General features: G+C 56.3%; 22 protein-coding genes and 1 other annotated feature. Of the genes, 15 read left to right on the plus strand and 7 right to left on the minus strand.

Annotated features, from left to right (window positions below):
- Positions 1 to 616 precede the first annotated feature (616 nt).
- The 5 genes from mnmE to rpmH all read right to left on the minus strand — a co-directional run bounded on the left by mnmE (position 617) and on the right by rpmH (position 4,437).
- Entirely contained in the window at positions 617 to 1,981 is a 1,365-nt protein-coding gene (mnmE, locus tag IM267_RS06945; RefSeq protein ID WP_063868610.1) for a tRNA uridine-5-carboxymethylaminomethyl(34) synthesis GTPase MnmE, read from the minus strand.
- A gap of 72 nt (positions 1,982 to 2,053) precedes the next feature.
- Positions 2,054 to 3,697 carry a membrane protein insertase YidC gene (yidC, locus tag IM267_RS06950; RefSeq protein WP_003861138.1) on the minus strand — a complete coding sequence of 548 codons (1,644 nt, stop codon included), beginning with the start codon at positions 3,695 to 3,697 and terminating at the stop codon, positions 2,054 to 2,056.
- Between the two features lie 2 nt (positions 3,698 to 3,699).
- Positions 3,700 to 3,957, minus strand: a complete 258-nt coding sequence (gene yidD, locus IM267_RS06955; protein ID WP_001307474.1) for a membrane protein insertion efficiency factor YidD — start codon at positions 3,955 to 3,957, stop codon at positions 3,700 to 3,702.
- Positions 3,921 to 4,280, minus strand: a complete 360-nt coding sequence (gene rnpA / locus IM267_RS06960; protein ID WP_006808764.1) for a ribonuclease P protein component — start codon at positions 4,278 to 4,280, stop codon at positions 3,921 to 3,923. The genes yidD and rnpA overlap by 37 nt, the downstream gene beginning before the upstream one ends.
- 16 nt (positions 4,281 to 4,296) lie before the next feature.
- Entirely contained in the window at positions 4,297 to 4,437 is a 141-nt protein-coding gene (rpmH, locus tag IM267_RS06965; protein ID WP_000831330.1) for a 50S ribosomal protein L34, read from the minus strand.
- 637 nt (positions 4,438 to 5,074) lie between these two features.
- Between rpmH and dnaA the strand changes: the two genes are divergently transcribed.
- Genes dnaA through gyrB form a run of 4 tightly spaced genes read left to right on the plus strand, consistent with a single transcriptional unit; the run spans position 5,075 to position 11,087 of the window.
- Positions 5,075 to 6,469: a chromosomal replication initiator protein DnaA gene (gene dnaA, locus IM267_RS06970; RefSeq protein ID WP_003861124.1), complete on the plus strand. Its 1,395-nt coding sequence runs from the start codon at positions 5,075 to 5,077 to the stop codon at positions 6,467 to 6,469.
- Between the two features lie 4 nt (positions 6,470 to 6,473).
- Positions 6,474 to 7,574: a DNA polymerase III subunit beta gene (gene dnaN / locus IM267_RS06975; RefSeq protein WP_003861122.1), complete on the plus strand. Its 1,101-nt coding sequence runs from the start codon at positions 6,474 to 6,476 to the stop codon at positions 7,572 to 7,574.
- The gene (gene recF / locus IM267_RS06980; protein WP_107534311.1) at positions 7,574 to 8,647 is read left to right on the plus strand and encodes a DNA replication/repair protein RecF; all 1,074 of its coding nucleotides are present in this window, start codon (positions 7,574 to 7,576) and stop codon (positions 8,645 to 8,647) included. Before dnaN ends, recF begins: the two co-directional genes overlap by 1 nt.
- Positions 8,648 to 8,675: 28 nt before the next feature.
- Positions 8,676 to 11,087 carry a DNA topoisomerase (ATP-hydrolyzing) subunit B gene (gene gyrB / locus IM267_RS06985; protein WP_063452049.1) on the plus strand — a complete coding sequence of 804 codons (2,412 nt, stop codon included), beginning with the start codon at positions 8,676 to 8,678 and terminating at the stop codon, positions 11,085 to 11,087.
- 33 nt (positions 11,088 to 11,120) lie between these two features.
- Here the strand turns inward: gyrB and IM267_RS06990 are convergent, their stop codons facing one another.
- The gene (locus tag IM267_RS06990) at positions 11,121 to 12,056 is read right to left on the minus strand and encodes a LysR family transcriptional regulator (protein ID WP_193033060.1); all 936 of its coding nucleotides are present in this window, start codon (positions 12,054 to 12,056) and stop codon (positions 11,121 to 11,123) included.
- Positions 12,057 to 12,169: 113 nt separating this feature from the next.
- Here IM267_RS06990 and IM267_RS06995 point away from each other — a divergent pair, with 113 nt between their 5' ends.
- The 8 genes from IM267_RS06995 to IM267_RS07030 all read left to right on the plus strand — a co-directional run bounded on the left by IM267_RS06995 (position 12,170) and on the right by IM267_RS07030 (position 20,389).
- A complete protein-coding gene (locus IM267_RS06995) occupies positions 12,170 to 13,195 on the plus strand; it encodes an NAD(P)-dependent alcohol dehydrogenase (protein ID WP_063868615.1) in 1,026 nt (341 codons plus the stop codon).
- Between the two features lie 113 nt (positions 13,196 to 13,308).
- Positions 13,309 to 14,121 carry a sugar-phosphatase gene (gene yidA / locus IM267_RS07000; RefSeq protein WP_045308263.1) on the plus strand — a complete coding sequence of 271 codons (813 nt, stop codon included), beginning with the start codon at positions 13,309 to 13,311 and terminating at the stop codon, positions 14,119 to 14,121.
- A 225-nt stretch (positions 14,122 to 14,346) separates the two neighbouring features.
- Positions 14,347 to 15,036: a D-galactonate utilization transcriptional regulator DgoR gene (gene dgoR / locus IM267_RS07005; RefSeq protein WP_003861109.1), complete on the plus strand. Its 690-nt coding sequence runs from the start codon at positions 14,347 to 14,349 to the stop codon at positions 15,034 to 15,036.
- The gene (locus tag IM267_RS07010) at positions 15,033 to 15,911 is read left to right on the plus strand and encodes a 2-dehydro-3-deoxygalactonokinase (RefSeq protein WP_112792456.1); all 879 of its coding nucleotides are present in this window, start codon (positions 15,033 to 15,035) and stop codon (positions 15,909 to 15,911) included. The genes dgoR and IM267_RS07010 overlap by 4 nt, the downstream gene beginning before the upstream one ends.
- Positions 15,895 to 16,512: a 2-dehydro-3-deoxy-6-phosphogalactonate aldolase gene (locus IM267_RS07015; RefSeq protein ID WP_107534319.1), complete on the plus strand. Its 618-nt coding sequence runs from the start codon at positions 15,895 to 15,897 to the stop codon at positions 16,510 to 16,512. The genes IM267_RS07010 and IM267_RS07015 overlap by 17 nt, the downstream gene beginning before the upstream one ends.
- Complete coding sequence (dgoD, locus tag IM267_RS07020) at positions 16,509 to 17,657, plus strand: galactonate dehydratase (protein ID WP_063868621.1); 1,149 nt, start codon at positions 16,509 to 16,511, stop codon at positions 17,655 to 17,657. Before IM267_RS07015 ends, dgoD begins: the two co-directional genes overlap by 4 nt.
- A 113-nt stretch (positions 17,658 to 17,770) precedes the next feature.
- The gene (locus IM267_RS07025; RefSeq protein ID WP_077221130.1) at positions 17,771 to 19,108 is read left to right on the plus strand and encodes an MFS transporter; all 1,338 of its coding nucleotides are present in this window, start codon (positions 17,771 to 17,773) and stop codon (positions 19,106 to 19,108) included.
- Between the two features lie 51 nt (positions 19,109 to 19,159).
- Positions 19,160 to 20,389, plus strand: a complete 1,230-nt coding sequence (locus tag IM267_RS07030) for a DUF3748 domain-containing protein (RefSeq protein ID WP_226847963.1) — start codon at positions 19,160 to 19,162, stop codon at positions 20,387 to 20,389.
- Here the strand turns inward: IM267_RS07030 and IM267_RS07035 are convergent.
- On the minus strand, positions 20,386 to 20,718 hold the full coding sequence (locus tag IM267_RS07035; protein WP_063868628.1) for a YceK/YidQ family lipoprotein: 333 nt from the start codon (positions 20,716 to 20,718) through the stop codon (positions 20,386 to 20,388). The two genes, IM267_RS07030 and IM267_RS07035, sit on opposite strands and share 4 nt — an antisense overlap.
- A 248-nt stretch (positions 20,719 to 20,966) precedes the next feature.
- Positions 20,967 to 21,040: a sequence feature (ROSE (Repression Of Heat Shock gene Expression) occurs in the 5'-region of heat shock genes and acts as an RNA thermometer to modulate expression.), on the plus strand.
- On the opposite strand from IM267_RS07035, the gene ibpA reads away from it, so the two are divergent.
- The 3 genes from ibpA (at position 21,034) to IM267_RS07050 (ending at position 23,871) form a co-directional block, all read left to right on the plus strand.
- On the plus strand, positions 21,034 to 21,444 hold the full coding sequence (ibpA, locus tag IM267_RS07040) for a small heat shock chaperone IbpA (RefSeq protein WP_003861094.1): 411 nt from the start codon (positions 21,034 to 21,036) through the stop codon (positions 21,442 to 21,444). Its footprint overlaps the feature before it by 7 nt.
- Before the next feature lie 136 nt (positions 21,445 to 21,580).
- Entirely contained in the window at positions 21,581 to 22,009 is a 429-nt protein-coding gene (gene ibpB, locus IM267_RS07045; protein WP_006808781.1) for a small heat shock chaperone IbpB, read from the plus strand.
- A 200-nt stretch (positions 22,010 to 22,209) separates the two neighbouring features.
- On the plus strand, positions 22,210 to 23,871 hold the full coding sequence (locus tag IM267_RS07050) for a putative transporter (RefSeq protein WP_032626695.1): 1,662 nt from the start codon (positions 22,210 to 22,212) through the stop codon (positions 23,869 to 23,871).
- Positions 23,872 to 23,886 lie beyond the last annotated feature (15 nt).

Below are 23,886 nucleotides of genomic sequence, written 5' to 3' on the forward strand. Positions count from 1 at the left end.
CCTGGCTCTTTCCTTCACGGGCAGGTTTCTCATAAAAGAAATGCCTTCTTCTGCCAGCAGAGGGCAGAGAAAGCCATACTCCGTTTCGCCATACTGCACGCAGAATTCCCCCCCGCCGGTTGTCGTGCCTTCAGTAAACAAGACGCACGATACTCCGGCAGGTGAGCCACGATGCTTTCAGTATCCTGCTGCCGGAAGTGACGTAAAGTCTGGCGCAGGCGCTTCAGCGACACTGTGGCTTCTCCGTGATCCAGACGGGTCTAACCTTAGCGCCTGAGCCACACAGAAAAAATGGTTAATCCGGATAAAGGTGAAAACCAGGAATTTATAAAGGTATGTATAAACTGAGTTAATAGAATGGCCTGAACCAATTACTTTGATTGCGAGGACTTTGTTGCAGCAGATAACGCTCTGATTTTCTTGCCTCGCATTAACCAGGGCTGTTCGCGCATTCATTTTAAATGCCGTCAAGAAAGTTGGACTATGAGCTACAAGATTAGATATCGGATTTACTCTCTAAAAGCTTAAACTTACGCCAGCACGCAAAATAAAAACCCGCATTAACAGGTGGTTAATGCGGGTTAGTGAACGTTCACGGACGAAGATGGACTAAAACTTACTTACCAATACAGAAGCTTGAGAAAATCCGTCCCAGCAGATCGTCGGACGTAAACTCCCCGGTGATCTCGCTCAGATTCTGCTGCGCCAGACGCAGTTCCTCCGCCAGCAGCTCACCGGCCCACGCGCCGATCAGCTGGGCTTTGCCCTGCTCAAGGTGGCGAGCCGCCTCTTCCAGCGCCTGCAAGTGACGACGACGCGCCAGGAAGCCACCCTCCATGCTGGTGTCGAAGCCCATGCTCTGTTTGAGATGGTTACGCAGGTCTTCTACGCCTTCCCCGGTACGGGCCGACAGGCGAATAAGTGAGTGACCATTCACATCGCTGAGGCCCAGCGTTTCGCCGGTCACGTCTGCCTTGTTGCGCACTACGGTGATCGGCAGTTTGGCCGGTAGACGGGCGATAAAGTCAGGCCAAATCTCTGCCGGATCAACGGCGTCTGTCGTGGTGCCGTCCACCATAAACAGCACGCGATCGGCCTGCTCAATCTCCTGCCAGGCGCGTTCGATGCCGATACGCTCGACTTCATCGCTCGCATCGCGCAGGCCCGCGGTATCGATGATGTGCAGCGGCATGCCGTCGATATGGATATGCTCGCGCAGCACGTCGCGGGTGGTGCCGGCGATATCGGTCACGATCGCCGCTTCACGTCCCGCCAGGGCGTTCAGCAGGCTCGATTTCCCGGCGTTGGGGCGTCCGGCAATGACCACCTTCATGCCTTCACGCAGCAGGCTGCCCTGGCGCGCTTCGGCGCGGACGGCATCCAGATCGTTCATCACCTGGTTCAGCTGGGCTTCGATTTTGCCGTCAGAAAGGAAGTCGATCTCCTCGTCCGGGAAGTCGATAGCCGCTTCGACATAGATTCGCAGGTGAGTAAGTGCTTCCACAAGATGATTTACGCGTGCGGAAAATGCGCCCTGCAACGAGTTCAGCGCGGAGCGGGCCGCCTGTTCGGAGCTGGCGTCGATCAGGTCAGCAATCGCTTCGGCCTGCGCCAGGTCGAGCTTGTCGTTCAGGAACGCACGCTCGGAGAATTCGCCCGGCTTCGCAATGCGCAGGCCAGGCAGGGTCAGAATACGTTTTAACAGCAGGTCGAGGATCACCGGACCGCCGTGGCCCTGAAGTTCCAGTACGTCTTCGCCGGTAAAGGAGTTCGGGCCGGGGAACCACAGCGCGATGCCCTGGTCCAGCGGGGTGCCGTCGGCATCTTTAAACGGCAGATAATCAGCGTAGCGCGGCTTTGGCAGTTTACCCAGCACCGCTTCGGCCACCTCACGCGCCTTCAGGCCGGAGATACGCAGAATGCCTACACCACCGCGTCCCGGTGGGGTTGCCTGGGCGACGATAGTGTCGTTATGGCTCATGGTTGCTCTCGTTCAATACAAATAAAAAAGGCGGTCAATCGACCGCCCTTATTTTAGCGTTAACTTACCGAATCAGGACTTTTTCTTTTCGCGGCTATGCAGGCCACGTTTTTCCAGACCACGGTAAATCAGCTGCTGCTGAATGATGGTCACCAGGTTGCTGACGATATAGTACAGCACCAGACCTGACGGGAACCACAGGAAGAACACGGTGAAGATGACCGGCATAAAGGTCATGATCTTCTGCTGCATCGGGTCGGTCACGGTGGTCGGAGACATCTTCTGGATGAAGAACATCGTCACGCCCATCAGGATCGGCAGGATGTAGTACGGGTCCTGTGCGGACAGGTCATGGATCCACAGGGCGAACGGCGCGTGGCGCAGCTCAACGGAACCCATCAGCATGTAGTACAGCGCAAGGAAGATTGGCATCTGAATCAGCAGCGGGAAGCAACCACCCAGTGGGTTTACTTTCTCTGCTTTATACAGGGCCATCATCTCCTGGCTCTGACGCTGTTTGTCATCGCCCAGACGCTCACGCATAGCCTGAATCTTCGGCTGTAGCATACGCATCTTCGCCATGGAGGTGTACTGCGCTTTCGTCAGCGGGTACATGATGCCACGAACGATAAAGGTGATAACGATGATGGAGAAGCCCCAGTTACCCAGGAAGCTGTGGATGAACTTCAGCAGCTTAAACAGCGGCTGAGAGATGAACCACAACCAACCGTAATCAACGGTCAGATCCAGGTGCGGCGCAACGGCAGCCATTTTGTCCTGGATTTCCGGACCGACCCACAGGGTGCTTGCCAGCTTACCGGTTTGACCCGGCTGTACCAGAACCGGCTGAGATTTGTAGCCGATGGCTGCAATACCGTTGCCGAGGTTCGCGGTGTAGAAATTATTCGTACCGTCGTTGTTCGGTACCCATGCCGTCGCGAAATACTGTTGCAGCATTGCGACCCAGCCGCCTTTAGAGCTGACGTTCAGGTTTTCGTTATCGGCAATGGTGTCGAATTTGTATTTCTCGTACTTGGTATCTGGCGTGGAGTATGCCGCGCCACGGAAGGTATGCAGCGCAAAGTTGCTGCTTCCGGTGTCACGGTGAGACGGCAGATTGATGGACTGCTTCAGCTGACCAAAGGTAGAGATTTCCAGCGGTTTCGCACCGGCGTTCTGTACGCTGTAGCCCACGTTCACCGCATACTCACCGCGTTTCAGGGTGAAGGTTTTGGTGAAGGTGTTGCCTGCCGCGTCGGTGTAGGTCATCGGAATAACCAGTTCGTTCTGACCATCAGCCAGCACAAACGTGTCGTTTTCGACGTTATACAGTGGACGCGCACCGTTAGCCGGGTTATCCGGGCCATCACGACCGGTCAGGCCGCTCTGTGCCTGGTAGATAAATTCAGGCGTGGTTTCCAGTAACTGGAACGGTTCGGTAGACTTCAGCTCTTTCGGGTAGGTCAACAGCAGCGCCTGCTCAACATCACCACCACGGGTGTTGATAGTCAGCTCAAGCACATCGGTCTTAACCGTAATCTGTTTCCCCTGGCCACTGGCCGGTACGCCCTGGTCGGCGGCGCTACCCGCTGCGGTGGTCGTGGTCTGCGTGGTCTGCTGCTGGGGTTGAGGATTTTTATCCTGTTCCCATGCCTGCCAGATCATGAAAGACACGAACAACAAAGCGATGATAAGAAGATTGCGTTGCGAATCCATCGTTAGTGTTCTCTGGTATCAAAGGGTCCTGGAGGGACGGGGTCGTCTCCACCTGGGTGTAAAGGGTGGCATTTTAATACGCGTTTCACCGTCAACCAACTGCCTTTTATCACTCCAAACCTGCGCAATGCCTCAATTCCGTAGCTTGAGCACGTAGGGGTGAAACGGCAATGTGGCCCGAGTAGCGGACTAATCAGGCGTTGATAGACCCTGATAAGGGCTATCAGGACCCGCGAGCCAGGCGACAGTGGCGGCGCCATAATTTTTCCAACGCTTCCGAGAGAGCACGGTTATCGAGGTCGGCAACCCCTTTTTTAGCCACCACCACGAAATCCATAGAAGGCAGTTCGTGCTGACGTAAACGGAAGCTTTCACGCGTCAGACGTTTAATCCGGTTGCGTTCATGCGCACGCTTAACGTTTTTCTTGGCGACTGTGAGACCGATACGGGGATGCCCCAGCGAATTTTGGCGGCCGAGGATGGTGATTTGCGGCGTGCCAGCCCGTAATGGCTGCTGGAAGACGAAAGTGAAATGAGTGGGAGTTAACAAACGTAACTCCCTGGGAAATGCGAGCTTAACCACTCAGGGGTTAGCTTTATTACTTGGAAACGGTCAGACGAGCGCGGCCTTTAGCACGACGACGTGCCAGAACCTGACGACCATTTTTAGTAGCCATACGAGCACGGAAGCCGTGAGAACGGTTGCGCTTCAGTACAGACGGTTGAAAAGTGCGTTTCATGGCGATTTCTACCTAAACTTGAAAAAATTCATGACTTTTGCGGATGCCCGACCGAGTTTCGAATGACGGACGCCGAAGCCGTGGGTGATTAAAGAGGCCGGATTGTAATAATTGTACACTCCGGAGTCAATTCTCTTTCCTTATTTCCCGCGTATTTCCGCACGATTTCGCGTGGAAAATGAGCAACGGACGACGCAGGAAGATGAGCATCACGCGCCGGGTCGAGGATTATACGGAGTCATCCACAAAGCGCAAGGATCGTCCCGGATCTTCGTTAGATCATTTAAGCCAAAAATCGTCTGTGCTCATTAAATTTTCCAATATGCGGGCTAAATCGCGGGGCACCCGCGTCAGGATCGTTTACACTTACCCGATTCCGGATCATCCTGTGGATAAATCGGGAAGAATCTGTGAGAAACAGAAGATCTCTGGCTCAGTTTAGGCTATGATCCGCGGTCCCGATCGGGATCCAGCGATCCTGGTCGGGCATAAACACAACATCGTTCAGGTTGTATCAACGATAGCGTGTATAACCGCAGATAGCGGTTCGCACATCACCCTGATGGGGTCATGTCGATGTGCGCCAACAATCATGAATATTCAATAGTTTTCTTTTATTGTTCGAGTGGAGTCCGCCGTGTCACTTTCGCTTTGGCAGCAGTGTCTTGCCCGATTGCAGGATGAGTTACCAGCCACAGAATTCAGTATGTGGATCCGCCCGTTGCAGGCGGAACTGAGCGATAACACGCTGGCTTTGTATGCGCCAAACCGTTTCGTGCTCGATTGGGTAAGGGATAAATACCTTAATAACATCAATGGACTGCTGAACGATTTTTGCGGGTCAGATGCCCCACAGCTGCGTTTTGAAGTGGGCACAAAGCCGGTCACCCAAACCGTTCGTGAAGTTGTCAATGTGGCAGCCCCTGCACAGGCGGCGCCCGCTCCAGCGCCTCGCGTTGCTCCTGCTCGTCAGGGCTGGGATAACGTTCCTGCCCCCGCTGAGCCTACTTACCGCTCTAACGTGAACGTGAAGCATACGTTCGATAACTTCGTTGAAGGTAAGTCGAACCAGCTGGCGCGCGCGGCGGCTCGCCAGGTTGCTGATAACCCCGGTGGCGCGTATAACCCGCTGTTCCTGTATGGCGGCACGGGTCTCGGTAAAACGCACCTTCTGCACGCGGTGGGTAACGGCATTATGGCGCGTAAGCCGAATGCGAAAGTGGTGTATATGCACTCCGAGCGCTTCGTTCAGGACATGGTAAAAGCCCTGCAAAACAATGCGATCGAAGAGTTTAAACGCTACTACCGTTCCGTTGATGCGCTGCTGATCGATGACATTCAGTTCTTTGCCAATAAAGAACGATCGCAGGAAGAGTTTTTCCACACCTTTAACGCCCTGCTGGAAGGCAATCAGCAGATCATTTTGACCTCGGATCGTTATCCTAAAGAGATCAACGGCGTTGAAGATCGTCTGAAATCCCGCTTCGGCTGGGGCCTGACCGTGGCGATCGAGCCACCGGAGCTGGAAACCCGCGTCGCGATCCTGATGAAAAAAGCCGACGAGAACGACATTCGCCTGCCGGGCGAAGTGGCGTTCTTTATTGCCAAGCGCCTGCGCTCCAACGTTCGTGAACTGGAGGGGGCGCTGAACCGCGTTATCGCTAACGCCAATTTCACCGGTCGTGCGATCACCATCGATTTTGTGCGTGAAGCGCTGCGCGATTTGTTGGCATTGCAGGAAAAACTGGTCACTATCGACAATATTCAAAAGACGGTGGCTGAGTACTACAAGATCAAAGTGGCAGATTTACTGTCTAAACGTCGTTCCCGCTCGGTGGCGCGTCCGCGTCAGATGGCGATGGCGCTGGCAAAAGAGCTAACCAACCACAGCCTGCCGGAAATCGGCGATGCGTTTGGTGGCCGTGACCATACGACCGTGCTGCACGCTTGTCGCAAGATTGAGCAGTTACGCGAAGAAAGCCACGACATAAAAGAAGATTTTTCCAATTTAATCAGAACATTATCATCGTGACGCTATGAAATTTACCGTTGAACGTGAACATTTATTAAAACCGCTGCAACAGGTGAGTGGCCCGTTAGGCGGCCGCCCAACGCTGCCTATTCTTGGAAACCTGCTGCTTCAGGTCGCGGACGGTACGCTGTCGCTGACCGGCACAGATCTGGAAATGGAAATGATCGCGCGCGTTACGCTGACTCAGCCGCACGACGCGGGCGCGACCACGGTTCCGGCACGTAAATTCTTTGATATCTGCCGTGGGTTGCCGGAAGGCGCTGAAATCGCCGTGCAGCTGGAGGGCGACCGCATGCTGGTGCGCTCTGGCCGCAGCCGTTTCTCCCTTTCCACGCTGCCCGCTGCGGATTTCCCGAACCTGGACGACTGGCAGAGCGAAGTTGAATTTACCCTGCCGCAGGCGACGATGAAGCGTCTGATTGAAGCCACGCAGTTCTCCATGGCGCATCAGGACGTTCGTTACTACTTAAACGGCATGCTGTTCGAAACCGAAGGTGAAGAGCTGCGTACCGTGGCCACCGATGGCCACCGTCTGGCGGTCTGTTCCATGCCGATTGGCGACTCGCTGCCGAACCATTCGGTGATCGTGCCGCGTAAAGGCGTGATTGAACTGATGCGTATGCTCGACGGCGGTGACACGCCGCTGCGGGTGCAGATTGGCAGCAATAACATCCGTGCCCACGTGGGTGATTTTGTCTTTACGTCGAAGCTGGTTGATGGTCGTTTCCCGGATTATCGCCGCGTATTGCCGAAGAATCCGGACAAAACGCTGGAAGCAGGCTGCGATATCCTCAAGCAGGCGTTTGCCCGCGCGGCCATTCTCTCGAACGAGAAATTCCGCGGCGTACGTCTGTACGTGAGTGAAAACCAGATCAAAATCACCGCCAACAACCCGGAGCAGGAAGAGGCAGAAGAGATTCTGGACGTCACCTACGCCGGGGCTGAGATGGAAATCGGCTTCAACGTCAGCTACGTGCTGGATGTGCTCAATGCACTGAAATGCGAGAATGTGCGCATTCTGCTGACCGACTCCGTTTCGAGCGTACAGATTGAAGATGCGGCCAGCCAAAGCGCGGCTTATGTTGTCATGCCAATGAGACTGTAATGTCGCTCACCCGTCTGTTGATCCGCGACTTTCGCAATATCGAAAGCGCGGATCTCGCTTTATCCCCCGGCTTTAACTTCCTGGTTGGCGCGAACGGCAGCGGCAAAACCAGCGTGCTGGAAGCCATCTATACGCTCGGCCATGGCCGGGCGTTTCGCAGTTTGCAGATTGGTCGCGTGATTCGCCACGAGCAGGACTCTTTTGTTCTGCACGGGCGTTTGCAGGGCGCAGAGCGGGAAACTGCCATCGGCCTGACCAAAGACAAGCAGGGCGACAGCAAGGTCCGCATCGACGGCACCGATGGCCACAAGGTGGCAGAGCTGGCGCTACTGATGCCAATGCAGCTGATTACGCCCGAGGGGTTTACTTTACTCAACGGCGGCCCCAAATACAGAAGAGCGTTCCTCGACTGGGGATGCTTTCACAATGAAGCCGGTTTCTTTAACGCCTGGAGCAACCTGAAGCGTCTGCTTAAACAGCGTAACGCCGCGTTGCGCCAGGTCACGCGCTACGTCCAGTTGCGTCCGTGGGACATGGAACTCATCCCTCTCGCGGAACAGATCAGCCGCTGGCGTGCCGAATACAGCGCAGGTATCGCCGAAGACATGGCCGATACCTGCAAACAGTTTTTACCCGAGTTCTCTCTCACCTTCTCCTTCCAGCGCGGCTGGGAGAAAGAGACGGATTATGCCGAGGTGTTAGAGAGAAGCTTCGAGCGCGACCGCATGTTGACCTACACCGCGCACGGCCCGCACAAGGCGGATTTCCGCATTCGTGCTGACGGTGCGCCGGTGGAAGATACGCTGTCGCGCGGGCAGCTGAAGCTCCTGATGTGCGCGCTACGCCTGGCGCAGGGTGAGTTCCTCACCCGCGAAAGCGGGCGACGCTGCCTGTACCTGATAGATGATTTTGCCTCGGAACTTGACGACGCGCGGCGCGGGCTGCTTGCCAGCCGCTTAAAAGCCACGCAGTCGCAGGTTTTCGTCAGCGCCATTAGCGCTGAACACGTTATGGACATGTCGGACGAAAATTCGAAGATGTTTACCGTGGAAAAGGGTAAAATAACGGATTAACCCAAGTTGAAATGAGCGAGAAACGTTGATGTCGAATTCTTATGACTCCTCCAGTATCAAAGTCCTGAAAGGGCTGGATGCGGTGCGTAAGCGCCCGGGTATGTATATCGGCGACACGGATGACGGCACCGGTCTGCACCACATGGTATTCGAGGTGGTAGATAACGCTATCGACGAAGCGCTCGCGGGTCACTGTAAAGACATCGTGGTCACGATCCATGCGGACAACTCCGTCTCCGTTACCGATGACGGTCGTGGCATCCCAACCGGTATTCACCCGGAAGAGGGCGTATCGGCTGCGGAAGTGATCATGACCGTGCTGCACGCAGGCGGTAAGTTCGATGATAACTCCTATAAGGTTTCCGGCGGTCTGCACGGCGTAGGCGTTTCCGTGGTAAACGCCCTGTCGCAGAAGCTGGAGCTGGTTATCCAGCGCGAAGGCAAAATTCACCGTCAGATCTACCAGCACGGCGTGCCTGACGCTCCGCTGGCCGTGACGGGTGATACCGATAAAACCGGTACCATGGTGCGTTTCTGGCCGAGCCTCGAAACTTTCACCAACGTTACCGAGTTTGAGTACGACATCCTGGCGAAACGCCTGCGCGAACTGTCGTTCCTGAACTCCGGCGTGTCGATTCGTCTGCGCGACAAGCGCGACAACAAAGAAGATCACTTCCACTACGAAGGCGGTATCAAGGCGTTTGTTGAGTATCTGAACAAGAACAAAACGCCAATTCACCCGAATATCTTCTACTTCTCCACCGAAAAAGACGGTATCGGCGTTGAAGTGGCATTGCAGTGGAACGACGGTTTCCAGGAAAACATCTACTGCTTTACCAACAACATTCCGCAGCGCGACGGCGGTACTCACCTTGCGGGCTTCCGCGCGGCGATGACCCGTACCCTGAACGCCTACATGGACAAAGAAGGCTACAGCAAAAAAGCGAAAGTCAGCGCCACCGGCGACGATGCCCGTGAAGGCCTGATTGCCGTGGTCTCCGTGAAGGTGCCGGATCCGAAGTTCTCCTCTCAGACCAAAGACAAGCTGGTCTCTTCTGAGGTGAAATCGGCGGTTGAGCAGCAGATGAACGAACTGCTGAGCGAATACCTGCTGGAAAACCCGTCCGACGCGAAAATCGTGGTGGGCAAAATTATTGATGCGGCACGTGCCCGTGAAGCGGCGCGTAAAGCCCGTGAAATGACCCGTCGTAAAGGCGCGCTGGACCTGGCAGGCCTGCCGGGCAAGCTGGCTGACTGCCAGGAACGCGACCCAGCGCTGTCTGAACTGTACCTCGTGGAAGGGGACTCCGCGGGCGGTTCTGCGAAGCAGGGCCGTAACCGTAAGAACCAGGCGATCCTGCCGCTGAAGGGTAAAATCCTTAACGTTGAGAAAGCACGCTTCGACAAGATGCTCTCTTCTCAGGAAGTGGCGACGCTCATTACCGCGCTCGGCTGCGGCATTGGGCGCGACGAGTACAACCCGGACAAGCTGCGCTATCACAGCATCATCATCATGACCGATGCGGACGTCGACGGCTCGCACATTCGTACGCTGCTGTTGACCTTCTTCTATCGTCAGATGCCGGAAATCGTTGAGCGCGGTCACGTCTACATTGCGCAGCCACCGCTGTACAAGGTGAAAAAAGGCAAGCAGGAACAGTACATTAAGGATGACGAGGCGATGGATCAGTACCAAATCGCGATCGCCCTTGATGGCGCGACCCTGCACGCGAACTCCAGCGCGCCAGCGCTGGCCGGCGAGCCGCTGGAGCGTCTGGTCTCCGAGTTCAACGCCACGCAGAAAATGATTGGCCGCATGGAGCGCCGCTATCCGAAAGCGCTGCTGAAGGAGCTGATTTATCAGCCAACCCTGACCGAAGCCGATCTGAGCAGCGAGCAGGCCGTAACCCGCTGGGTGAATACCCTGGTGAGCGAGCTGAACGAGAAAGAGCAGCACGGCAGCCAGTGGAAGTTCGACGTTCAGCAGAACGCTGAGCAGCAGTTCGAGCCGATTGTGCGCGTGCGTACCCACGGCGTCGATACCGACTACCCGCTGGAGCACGAATTTGTGACCGGTCCGGAATACCGCCGTATCTGCACCCTCGGCGAGAAGCTGCGCGGTCTGATCGAAGAAGATGCGTTTATCGAACGTGGCGAGCGTCGTCAGCCGGTAGCCAGCTTCGAGCAGGCGCTGGAGTGGCTGGTGAAAGAGTCCCGCCGTGGCCTCTCTATTCAGCGTTATAAAGGTCTGGGCGAAATGAACCCGGATCAGCTGTGGGAAACCACCATGGATCCGGAAAGCCGTCGCATGCTGCGCGTCACCGTTAAAGACGCGATTGCAGCGGATCAGCTGTTCACCACCCTGATGGGCGATGCGGTTGAACCACGTCGTGCGTTCATCGAAGAGAACGCCCTGAAGGCGGCGAATATCGATATTTAATCGTCGCTTTACGGCAACATAACTGGCCGCGCTTTAGCGCGGCTTTTTTATGGAAGCAGGGAGGTCCAGCGACATCACTGCCGGTAAACGGCTCGCCAGCTTATCTATGGCAATTCTTACCCTTAGCGGCAGGTGCGGCGTCTGCTGCCAGACGGCATGAACGTCGAAGCGTACATCCGGGGCCTGATTTAAGAGCGGGACAAGGTTCCCCTGCTGAATTTCTTTGATGACCATCCAGCAGGGTAACCACGCTAGGCCGTGGCCGGCCAGCGCCGCATCGCAGATCGCCTGTAAATCATCCATATTGAGTGATGAGCGGGGAATAAACGTGCGCGACGTGCCATCGTAATCCATCAGCTGCCAGGGTAAGACTCTGCCCGCACGCGTGTAGTTAATGGCCGTATGCTGGCGTAAATCATCAACGGCCTGCGGCTGGCCATTCTTAAGCAGATAATCCGGCGCGGCACACAGAACCATTCGGTGCTCACCCAGCCTTCTGGCGACCAGCACGGCGCTGTCAGCCAGGGTGCCATTGCGCACCGCCATATCAAAGCCTTCTTCCACGAGATCCACGATGCGGTCGCTGAAGGACATTTCAAGCTCAAGTCCGGGGTGTTCCTGCGTCAGCTCTGTGAGCAGCGGGGCGATACACTGACGACCAAACAGCACCGGCATGGCAACCCGCAGCCGTCCGCTGACCTGATGTTTTCCGGTTTCAAGCAACGATTCAGCGCCACGAATCTCCTCCAGCGCGCGCAGGCAGCGTTCATAAAAAAGCGCGCCGTTATCGGTCAGCCTCTGACTGCGCGTGGTCCGATGAAACAGACGAACCCCCAGCCTCTCTTCAAGACGAGCAATACTTTTTCCTACCGCCGAGCGCGACAAATGCAGACGGACGGCGGCCTGCGCAAAACTTCCTGCTTCTACGGAGGCAACGAAAACGGGAATATCTTTCAGCGTATCGGTCATGAACTGATTGTATCTTTTTGGACATCAATAGTGGGAAAACTTATCGCCACTGGCGACACAGTGTCAACGGTAGACTATCAGAACTGAAAATCATCTGATGACAGGAGAAAAAAATGACAGAAACAATGCAGCGCTGGTCAATGAACGCCCTTGGGCGCGAGAGCCTTCAGCTTGTTCAGGAGCCTGTTCCACAGCCAGGCCCGGGTGAGGTTCGCGTACGGGTAAATGCCGTTGCGCTCAACTACCGGGATAAAATGGTTATCGAAGGCACGATGCCGATTCCGCTTTCTTTCCCGTTTACCCCGGCGTCTGACATGGCGGGCGTGGTGGACAGCATTGGCGACGGGGTGACACGCTTCAAACCCGGCGCACGCGTCATCTCAACCTTTTTCCCCGAGTGGATCGACGGCAAGCCGCAGGCAGACGCGCGCGATTTGCCCTACAAAACGTCCGGTGGATACTTCCAGGGCATGCTGGCTGAATATGTGATTGTGAGTGAAAACGCGCTGGTGGCCTCCCCGGAAAGCCTGGATGACGCTGAGGCCAGCACGCTTCCTTGCGCAGGGCTTACCGCATGGTTCGCGCTGGTGGAGCGCGGACATTTACGCGCCGGGCAATCGGTGCTGGTACAGGGGACGGGCGGCGTGGCGCTATTCGCTTTGCAGATAGCAAAAGCGCACGGTGCCGAGGTGATTGTCACGTCGGGGAGTGATGAAAAACTGGCGCTGGCCAAAAAACTGGGCGCCAGCCAGGGCATTAACCGGCTGAAAGGCGACTGGGCTGAAAATGCGTTGGTACTCACGCAGGACCGCGGCATTGACCATATCATTGAAACCGTGGGAGGCGAGAACCTGAAGCATTCCCTGCGCGCCGTTGCCGTTCACGGGCGTATCTCAGTGATTGGCGTGCTGGCCGGGACAGACATTTCGCTGCCCGCGAGCGAACTGTTGCTGAAATCCCCCGTCATCCAGGGGATTGGGGTTGGGCACCGTCGGGCGCTGGAAGATTTTGTCCGTGCGGTTGACGTCACTGGCTTAAAACCGGTGATTGAGCATCGCTACCGCTTTGACGAGCTGGAACAGGCGCTTGAGCATCTGGATCGCGGCGCGTTTGGCAAAATTGTTCTCACCCGCGAGTGAGTTCCCGTTCCCGGGATAAACGTAAAAGGGGCTTTTTGTTGCGCAAAGTAGCTCTATTTTTGTGGGCTTAATCGCGTTAGCATGAGGTAGCACTCATTTATCCCGGGGACCTCATGGCCATCAAACTCATTGCAATCGATATGGACGGCACGCTGCTGCTGCCGGACCACACCATCTCTCCAGCCGTTAAAAACGCGATCGCCGCTGCACGCGAAAAAGGCGTGAACGTCGTGCTCACCACCGGACGACCGTATGCCGGGGTGCACAGCTACCTGAAAGAGCTGCACATGAACCAGCCAGGCGATTACTGCATCACCTATAACGGCGCGCTGGTGCAAAAGGCAGCCGATGGCAGCACGGTGGCGCAAACTGCACTGAGCTATGATGACTACCTGTTCCTGGAAAAACTGTCCCGCGAAGTAGGCTCCCACTTCCACGCGCTCGATCGTAATACGCTTTACACCGCCAACCGCGATATCAGCTACTACACGGTGCACGAGTCCTACGTTGCAACCATTCCACTGGTGTTCTGCGAAGCGGAAAACATGGATCCGGCAACCCAGTTCCTGAAAGTAATGATGATCGACGAACCCGCGATCCTCGACAAAGCCATCTCACGCATTCCGGCTGAGGTAAAAGAGAAATACACCGTGCTGAAAAGCGCGCCGTACTTCCTCGAAATCCTTGATAAACGCGTCAATAAAGGCACGGGCGTGAAATCGCTTGCCGATGCGCTGGGCATTAAGCCTGAGGAGATCATGGCGCTGGGCGATCAGGAAAACGATATTGCGATGATCGAGTATGCGGGCATGGGCGTGGCGATGGATAACGCGATCCCGTCGGTAAAAGACGTGGCGAACTTCGTTACCAAATCTAACCTGGAAGACGGCGTTGCCTGGGCGATCGAGAAATTCGTTCTGTCGTAACAAACGCTTAAATCATCAGCCCTGGTTGTCAACCGGGGCTTTTTTTTGCCCTGAATTTATCGAATTGTTCTTTTTGTGATCTGTATTGTAGTACAACATTAACTGATTGTACTACATTGTCACCACAGCAAAGACGAATGGCCTCACGTTTGTACTGCAAAAGTGAGGCGAAATTCAGCGGTCGCGGTAAAGTAGTGATGGACTTACAGAGCACAAGGACTCTCCATGACACTCAATAAAACCGATCGCATTGTCATCACGCTGGGCACCCAGATTGTGGGTGGCAAATACGTTCCCGGTTCGCCGCTGCCAGCAGAGGCCGAACTGTGCGAAGAGTTTGAAACCTCGCGCAACATCATCCGGGAAGTGTTCCGCTCGCTAATGGCGAAGCGGCTGATTGAAATGAAGCGCTATCGCGGGGCGTTTGTTGCGCCGCGTAACCAGTGGAACTACCTCGATACCGATGTTCTGCAATGGGTACTGGAAAACGACTACGACCCACGGCTTATCGGCGCGATGAGCGAAGTCCGAAATCTGGTGGAACCGGCCATTGCCCGCTGGGCAGCAGAGCGCGCAACGTCTGGTGACCTGGCACAGATTGAGTCAGCGTTGAACGACATGATCGCCAATAACCAGAATCGGGAGGCGTTCAACGAAGCGGACATTCGCTATCACGAGGCGGTATTGCAGTCGGTGCATAACCCGGTTTTACAGCAGCTTAGCGTGGCGATCAGCTCGCTACAGCGAGCAGTATTTGAACGTACCTGGATGGGCGATGAGGCCAACATGCCGAAAACGCTTCAGGAACATAAAGCGCTGTTCGATGCGATACGGCATCAGGACGGCGATGCGGCAGAGCAGGCGGCGCTAACCATGATCGCCAGCTCGACACGAAGGTTGAAGGAAATCACATGACATCACGCTACATCGCAATTGACTGGGGATCGACCAATCTGCGCGCCTGGCTCTACCAGGGCGAGCAGTGCCTGGAAAGCAGGCAATCAGAAGCAGGCGTCACGCGCCTGAACGGTAAATCCCCTGAAGCGGTGTTAGCAGAGGTAACACAAAGCTGGCGCGACGGTAATACGCCGGTGGTGATGGCCGGAATGGTCGGCAGTAACGTGGGCTGGAAGGTCGCACCTTACCTGTCGGTTCCGGTTCATTTCGCCTCCGTTGGTGAGCAGTTAACGTCCGTTGGCGACAATGTCTGGATTATTCCCGGTTTATGCGTCTCTCGCGACGATAACCAAAACGTGATGCGCGGCGAAGAGACGCAACTGCTCGGGGCGCGCACCCTTTCTCCTTCTTCTGTCTACGTCATGCCCGGGACGCACTGCAAATGGGTCCAGGCGGATGCTGAGCAAATTCATGATTTTCGCACCGTGATGACTGGCGAATTGCATCATTTGCTGCTTACGCATTCGCTGGTGGGGGCCGGTTTGCCGGAGCAGAACCCTTCGCCGGAGGCGTTTGCCGCCGGGCTTGAGCGCGGGATCGCATCTCCTGCCGTTTTGCCGCAACTTTTTGAGGTTCGCGCCTCGCACGTGCTGGGAAATCTTCCGCGCGAGCAGGTTAGCGAATTTCTGTCCGGCCTGCTGATTGGCGCCGAAGTCGCCACCCTGAGCGACGCGTTCGCCGGGCAGCAGACCATCACGCTCGTCGCGGGTTCATCGCTGACGTCTCGTTACCGCCAGGCGTTCCACGCTATCGGACGGGATGTTGCCGCGGTGGAGGGCGACACGGCATTTCAGGCAGGCATAAGGAGCATCGCTCATGCAGTGGCAAACTGATCTTCCCCTTATCGCGATTTTGCGCGGCATCACGCCCGACGAGGCGTTAGCGCACGTTGGCGCGGTTATCGACGCCGGGTTCGACGCGGTGGAAATCCCGCTCAACTCACCGGCGTGGGAAAAAAGCATTCCGGCAGTGGTGGCGGCGTTTGGTGATAAGGCGCTGATTGGCGCAGGAACCGTGTTGCAGCCGGAGCAGGTGGATGACCTGGCGAAAATGGGCTGCAAGCTTATCGTCACACCCAATATCAATCCCGAGGTTATCCGCCGGGCGGTGGATTACGGCATGACCGTTTGCCCGGGGTGCGCCACGGCCACAGAAGCCTTTGCCGCTCTCGATGCGGGCGCACAGTCGCTCAAAATTTTCCCGTCGTCGGCTTTTGGCCCGGATTACATCAAAGCGCTGAAGGCGGTCTTACCCGCCAGCGTGCCGGTCTTTGCCGTGGGCGGCGTCACGCCGGAAAACCTGGTGCAGTGGATAAACGCGGGTTGTGTGGGCGCGGGGCTGGGCAGCGATCTCTATCGTGCAGGCCAGTCCGTTGAGCGTACCGCCCGGCAGGCGACAGCATTTGTGAAAGCGTATCGAGAGGCAGTGCAATGAAAATAACCAAACTCACCACGTACCGTTTACCCCCGCGCTGGATGTTCCTGAAAATCGAAACCGACGAAGGCGTGGTCGGCTGGGGCGAGCCGGTGATTGAAGGCCGTGCGCGTACGGTTGAAGCCGCGGTTCACGAGCTGGGTGAATACCTGATTGGCCAGGATCCGGCGCGCATCAACGACCTGTGGCAGGTCATGTATCGGGCGGGATTTTACCGTGGCGGTCCGATCCTGATGAGCGCCATCGCCGGTATCGACCAGGCGCTGTGGGATATCAAGGGCAAAGTGCTGAATGCCCCGGTCTGGCAATTAATGGGCGGCCTGGTGCGTGACAAAATCAAAGCCTACAGCTGGGTGGGCGGCGACCGCCCTGCGGAAGTCATCGACGGTATCCGCCAGCTGCGCAACATTGGTTTTGACACCTTCAAACTCAACGGCTGCGAAGAGATGGGCGTTATCGACAACTCGCGCGCAGTAGACCGGGCGGTGAACACCGTGGCGCAAATCCGTGAGGCTTTCGGCAACGAGATTGAGTTTGGCCTGGACTTCCACGGCCGCGTCAGCGCGCCGATGGCCAAAGTGCTGATTAAAGAGCTGGAGCCGTATCGCCCGCTGTTTATCGAAGAGCCTGTACTGGCCGAGCAGGCGGAATACTATCCAAAACTGGCAGAACAGACGCACATTCCCATCGCGGCGGGTGAACGCATGTTCTCGCGCTTCGAGTTTAAACGCGTGCTGGAAGCGGGCGGCATTGCGATCCTGCAACCGGACCTCTCCCACGCGGGCGGCATCACCGAATGCTACAAAATTGCCGGCATGGCAGAAGCCTACGATGTGGCGCTGGCGCCGCACTGTCCGCTTGGGCCGATTGCGCTGGCAGCCTGTCTGCACGTGGACTTCGTCTCCCGCAATGCGGTGTTCCAGGAACAAAGCATGGGCATTCACTATAACAAGGGCGCGGAGCTGCTCGACTTTGTGAAAAACAAAGAAGACTTCAGCATGGAAGGCGGTTTCTTTAAACCGTTAACGAAGCCGGGCCTTGGCGTGGAAATTGACGAAGCCAAAGTCATTGAGCTGAGTAAAAATACGCCGGACTGGCGTAACCCACTGTGGCGTCATGAGGACGGTTCCGTAGCCGAGTGGTAAAGCCGGATGGCGCTACGCTTATCCGGCCTACACTCCCGTAGGCCCGGTAAGCGAAGCGCCACCGGGCAAAAAAACATACATACAAAAATATAACCCTCTGTAAATTACAGGGCATGGTGAGCGGCTTCGCTATGCCCAAAATCTGGAGACAGATTGCGATGGATATTCCAGTTACTGCTGCAAAAACCGGGCGTCGCCGTTACCTGACGCTGATGATGATCTTTATTACCGTGGTCATTTGCTATGTCGACCGCGCCAACCTCGCCGTGGCATCGGCTCATATCCAGGAAGAGTTCGGCATCACCAAAGCGGAAATGGGCTATGTCTTCTCGGCGTTTGCCTGGCTGTATACGCTCTGTCAGATCCCCGGCGGCTGGTTCCTTGACCGCGTGGGATCGCGTCTGACCTACTTTATCGCTATTTTGGGCTGGTCCGTGGCGACCCTGTTCCAGGGCTTCGCCACCGGGCTGATGTCGCTGATTGGCCTGCGCGCCATCACCGGGGTGTTTGAAGCGCCCGCGTTCCCGACCAACAACCGCATGGTGACCAGCTGGTTCCCGGAACATGAGCGTGCCTCTGCCGTAGGCTTTTACACCTCCGGGCAGTTTGTGGGCCTGGCATTTCTGACGCCGCTGTTAATCTGGATCCAGGAGCTGCTGAGCTGGCACTGGGTGTTTATCGTCACCGGCGGGATCGGCATTATCTGGTCGCTCATCTGGTTCAAGGTGTATCAGCCGCCGCGTCTGACCAAAAGCATCACCAAAGCCGAGCTGGACTACATCCGCGACGGTGGCGGTCTGGTAGATGGCGATGCTCCGGTGAAAAAAGAGGCGCGTCAGCCGTTAACCAAAGCGGACTGGAAGCTGGTCTTCCACCGTAAGCTGGTGGGCGTGTATCTGGGACAGTTCGCGGTGACCTCCACGCTGTGGTTCTTCCTCACCTGGTTCCCGAACTACCTGACGCAGGAAAAAGGGATCACCGCGCTGAAGGCGGGCTTTATGACCACCGTGCCGTTCCTGGCGGCCTTCTTCGGCGTACTGCTCTCGGGCTGGCTGGCGGACAAGCTGGTGAAAAAAGGCTTCTCGCTGGGCGTGGCGCGTAAAACACCGATTATCTGCGGGCTGCTGATCTCTACCTGCATCATGGGGGCGAACTACACCAACGATCCGGTGTGGATCATGACCCTGATGGCGGTGGCATTCTTCGGGAACGGCTTTGCCTCCATCACCTGGTCTCTGGTGTCGTCCCTGGCGCCGATGCGTCTGATCGGCCTGACCGGCGGCGTGTTTAACTTCGTTGGCGGGCTGGGCGGGATCACCGTGCCGCTGGTCATCGGCTATCTGGCGCAGGACTACGGCTTTGGTCCGGCTCTGGTGTATATCTCTGCCGTGGCGCTGATCGGCGCGCTCTCCTACATCCTGCTGGTGGGCGACGTGAAACGAGTAGGCTAACGCCTTAGGATGTTTTACCCTGATGCGATAACCGCGCATCAGGGTATCCTTATGAAACAAATCACCTTCGCTTCCCGCCACCACCAGCTCACCAATATCAACACATGGACCCCAGACAGCCAGTGGCTTGTCTATGACGTGCGGCCATCCGGCGCGTCGTTTACCGGTAAAACCATTGAGCGGGTCAATGTCAGTACGGGCGAGGTTGAGGTGATCTACCGTGCCGCTGACGGCGCGCATGTCGGCGTGGTAACCGTTCATCCTGCTGAGGATAAATATGTATTTATCCACGGCCCGAAAAACCCCGATGCAGACTGGCAGTATGATTTTCACCATCGTCAGGGAGTGATTGTGCACAACGGCGAGGTGAGCAATCTCGATGCGATGGATATCACCGCGCCTTACACGGCAGGTGCGCTGCGTGGCGGCAGCCACGTCCACGTTTTTAGCCCGAACGGGCAGTTCGTCAGCTTTACCTACAACGACCATGTGCTGCACGAGCGCGATCCGAAGCTGGATTTGCGTAACGTCGGGGTAGCAGCGCCTTTCGGCCCGGTAAACCCACAGGGGAACCATCCGCGGGAATATGCTGGCACCTTCTGGAGCGTGCTGGTAAGCCGTACAACGTCGAACCCGCAACCAGGCAGCGATGAGATTAACCGCGCCTATGAAGAGGGCTGGGTGGGCAACGACAGGCTGGCATTTATCGGCGATACGGTGTCTGCGAAAGGCGAAAAGGTGCCTGAACTGTTTATTGTGGACCTCCCCAAAGATGAGCAGGGCTGGAAACGGGCAGGCGAGGCGCCGTTGCAGGGAACGCCTGAGACGATGCCCGCGCCTCCTGTGGGCATCACGCAACGCCGCTTAACCTTCACCCATCAGAAGGCGTATCCGGGGCTGGTGAACGTGCCGCGCCACTGGGTGCGCAGCAATCCGCAGGGGACGCAGATTGCGTTTTTAATGCGGGACGATAACGGCGTTGTGCAACTGTGGCTTATCTCACCTGAGGGCGGCGAGCCGCGCCAGTTGACCCACAGTGAGGGTGATATCCAGTCGGCCTTTAACTGGCATCCTTCTGGCCGCACACTTGGGTTTGTGCTCGAAAGCCGCATCGCCTGCTGCGATGCGCAGACCGGAAAGGTGACGTTTTTGACGTCCGATCATGGCAATCCGCCGTCTGCTGACGCAGTGGTTTTTTCCCCGGACGGGCGTTTTATCGCGTGGATGGAAGAGAAGGACGGTTTCCGCCAGCTGTGGCTAACGGAAACCGCACGGAATTAGCGCGGGGGCATCTCTGCGGGCGGGATGACGGAGTTGGTTGCCAGCGTCTCCTGCTCGCTTTTCTCAACGCGCGAGCGCACTGAGCTGTCGGTGCGGAACATATCCCACGGCAGCAGAAGCGTATCGGCAACCGCCGTAAACGGCATATCAAGAATCGCCAGAGATTTGGTACCCCAGTTTGTCTCATCATCAGAGATCATGGCGGCACTGGCGCGCGTCCCCGGATATGTTCCTTCTTTACCGCCGGTGTGCGACATCACGCTCGAACACCCGCAAAGTAAAACAACCCCGCTGAACGTCGCCAGCTTAATCAGAACATTTCTCATCATCACTCAGTCATCTTTAGTAGCACGGCATTGACCTGCAACTCAGGGTTATAGCGAGGCGCGTCCAAAATGGACAGTTCAAAACATCTGCACTGTGGTCGCCATCGCAATTTAACCCTTTGTGCTGTGCCCCTGAGTCTATGCGACATCCAGCAAAGTGCAAAAAAATCTCGCATTAATACGCTTGAAAAGCCCGTATCCAGACCCATTTTAAGGATGTACCCCGATAACGGACACGCCTGATGGGTGTTCGGGGGAACGGAAGCCTGTCCATGGTGGAAGGCTACATTTTCTCGCTGATTTCAGGAGCTTTTATCTATGCGTAACTTCGATCTCTCTCCGCTATACCGTTCTGCCATTGGTTTTGATCGTCTGTTCAACCACTTAGAAAACAACCAGAGCCAGAGCAACGGCTATCCTCCTTACAACGTTGAACTGGTTGACGAAAACCACTACCGCATTGCGATTGCTGTCGCCGGTTTCGCAGAGAGCGAACTGGAGATCACTGCCCAGGACAATCTGCTGGTGGTGAAAGGCTCCCATGCGGGCGAGCAGAAAGAACGAACCTACCTTTACCAGGGCATCGCAGAGCGCAACTTTGAGCGCAAGTTCCAGCTGGCTGAGAACATCCACGTCAAGGGCGCGAACCTGGTGAACGGCCTGCTGTTTATCGAACTGGAACGTGTGATTCCGGAAGAGAAAAAACCACGCCGTATCGAAATCAACTAATTATGCGGGTCGCTAACGCGGCCCACCTGAAATTGCTTGCCGTAAAGGGAGCATATGCGAATCCGTAAGGGTTTGCAGGTACAACTGCGCACAAAATTAAACTGTGCCGAACTCGCTTCTCAGAAGGAGATTTAGTATGCGTAACTATGATTTTTCCCCTCTTCTGCGTCAGTGGATCGGTTTTGACAAACTGGCTAACGCGCTGCAAAGCGCGACCGAACAGCAGACGTTTCCGCCGTACAACATCGAAAAAAGCGATGATAATCACTACCGCATCACGCTCGCGCTGGCCGGGTTCCGTCAGGAAGATCTCGACATCCAGCTTGAGGGCACGCGCCTGACCGTGAAAGGGTCGCCGGAAAAACCAGACACCGAGACCAAATGGCTGCATCAGGGGCTTGTCACTCAGCCGTTCAGCCTGAGCTTTACGCTGGCAGACCATATGGAAGTGTCTGGCGCGACGTTTACCAACGGGCTGCTGAATATTGACCTCACCCGTAACGTGCCGGAAGCCATTGCGCCGCAGCGCATCGCCATTAGCGAACGTCCGGCGTTGAATAGCTAATACATTTTTTGCCGGGTAGAGGCTGCGCAAAACCTGCCGAACCTGTAGGTCGGGTAAGGCGCAGCCGCCACCCGACACTACCCACAGACTGCACGAAGCCCTGCCCCGGCAGGGCTTTTTTGTGCGCCATCCCCCATACAGCCGCCGCTGGCTCTGAGAGAATCCTTAGTATAACTATGGTTATACACAGGATGTGGATCATGAGTGATATCGCGTTAACCGTGAGCGTGTTGGCCCTTGTCGCGGTAGTCGGGTTGTGGCTGGGGAATATCAAAATCCGCGGCGTCGGGTTTGGTATCGGCGGGGTGCTGTTCGGCGGGATTTTTGTCGGCCATTTTGCCGACCAGCTTGGGTGGGTGCTCAGCGCCGATATGCTGCATTTCATTCAGGAATTTGGCCTGATCCTCTTTGTGTATACCATCGGTATTCAGGTGGGTCCGGGTTTCTTCGCTTCGCTGCGCGTCTCCGGTTTACGCCTTAATCTCTTTGCTTTCGGCATTGTTGTGATGGGTGGGCTGGTCACCGCTATCCTGCATAAACTCTTCGCTATTCCGTTGCCCGTCGTGCTGGGTATTTTCTCCGGAGCCGTCACTAACACGCCTGCGCTCGGGGCGGGTCAGCAAATTCTGCGCGATTTGGGTATCCCGGCTGATGTCGTCGATCAGATGGGGATGAGCTACGCCATGGCCTATCCGTTTGGCATTTGCGGTATTTTGCTCTCGATGTGGCTGGTGCGCGTGCTGTTCCGCATTAACGTTGAACAGGAGGCGAAGGAGCATGAAAGCACCCTGACCAACGGCCATGCGCTCATTAAAACCATCAACATTCGCGTCGAAAATCCCAATCTGAACAATATGGCGATACAGGATGTTCCCATTCTGAACAGCGCGACCATTATCTGTTCACGCCTGAAACGCGATGACACGCTGATGGTGCCTTCGCCCGATACCCTTATTCAACACGGCGATCTCCTGCATCTGGTAGGGCAACCGGCGGATTTAAACAATGCCCGGCTGGTGATTGGTCAGGAAGTAGATACCTCGCTCTCGACCCGTGGAACGGATATGCGCGTGGAGCGCGTGGTGGTGACCAATGAGAAGGTGCTGGGCAAGAAAATACGCGATTTGCAGGTTAAAGAGCGCTATGACGTGGTGATCTCCCGTCTTAATCGCGCCGGCGTGGAGCTGGTGGCCAGTCAGGATGCGAGCCTGCAATTCGGTGATATTCTCAACCTGGTCGGGCGTCCGTCATCCATTGATGCCGTAGCGGACATGGTGGGAAACGCGCAGCAAAAACTCCAGCAGGTGCAGATGCTGCCGGTCTTTATCGGTGTCGGGCTTGGGGTGATGCTTGGCTCCATCCCTCTGTACGTGCCCGGCTTCCCGGTAGCGCTGAAGCTGGGTCTGGCTGGCGGGCCGCTCATTATGGCGCTGATCCTCGGGCGTATCGGCTCCATCGGTAAGCTCTACTGGTTTATGCCGCCGAGCGCTAACCTGGCGCTGCGGGAGTTAGGCATCGTGCTGTTTCTGGCGGTGGTGGGGCTGAAATCCGGCGGCGATTTTGTCGATACCCTGGTGAACGGCGAAGGGATGAGCTGGGTAGGATACGGCATATTTATTACCGCCATCCCGCTGATAACGGTCGGATTACTGGCGCGTATGTTCGCTAAAATGAACTATCTCACGCTGTGCGGCATGCTGGCTGGCTCTATGACCGATCCGCCCGCGCTGGCGTTCGCCAATAACCTGCACGCCACCAGCGGCGCGGCGGCGCTGTCTTACGCCACGGTTTATCCGCTGGTGATGTTTCTGCGCATCATCACCCCACAGCTACTGGCGGTACTGTTCTGGGGAATGGGCTAGCTTCGCTGACCGGCA

The organism is Enterobacter cloacae complex sp. P15RS (genome assembly GCF_014895905.1).
Lineage (GTDB): Bacteria > Pseudomonadota > Gammaproteobacteria > Enterobacterales > Enterobacteriaceae > Enterobacter > Enterobacter quasihormaechei.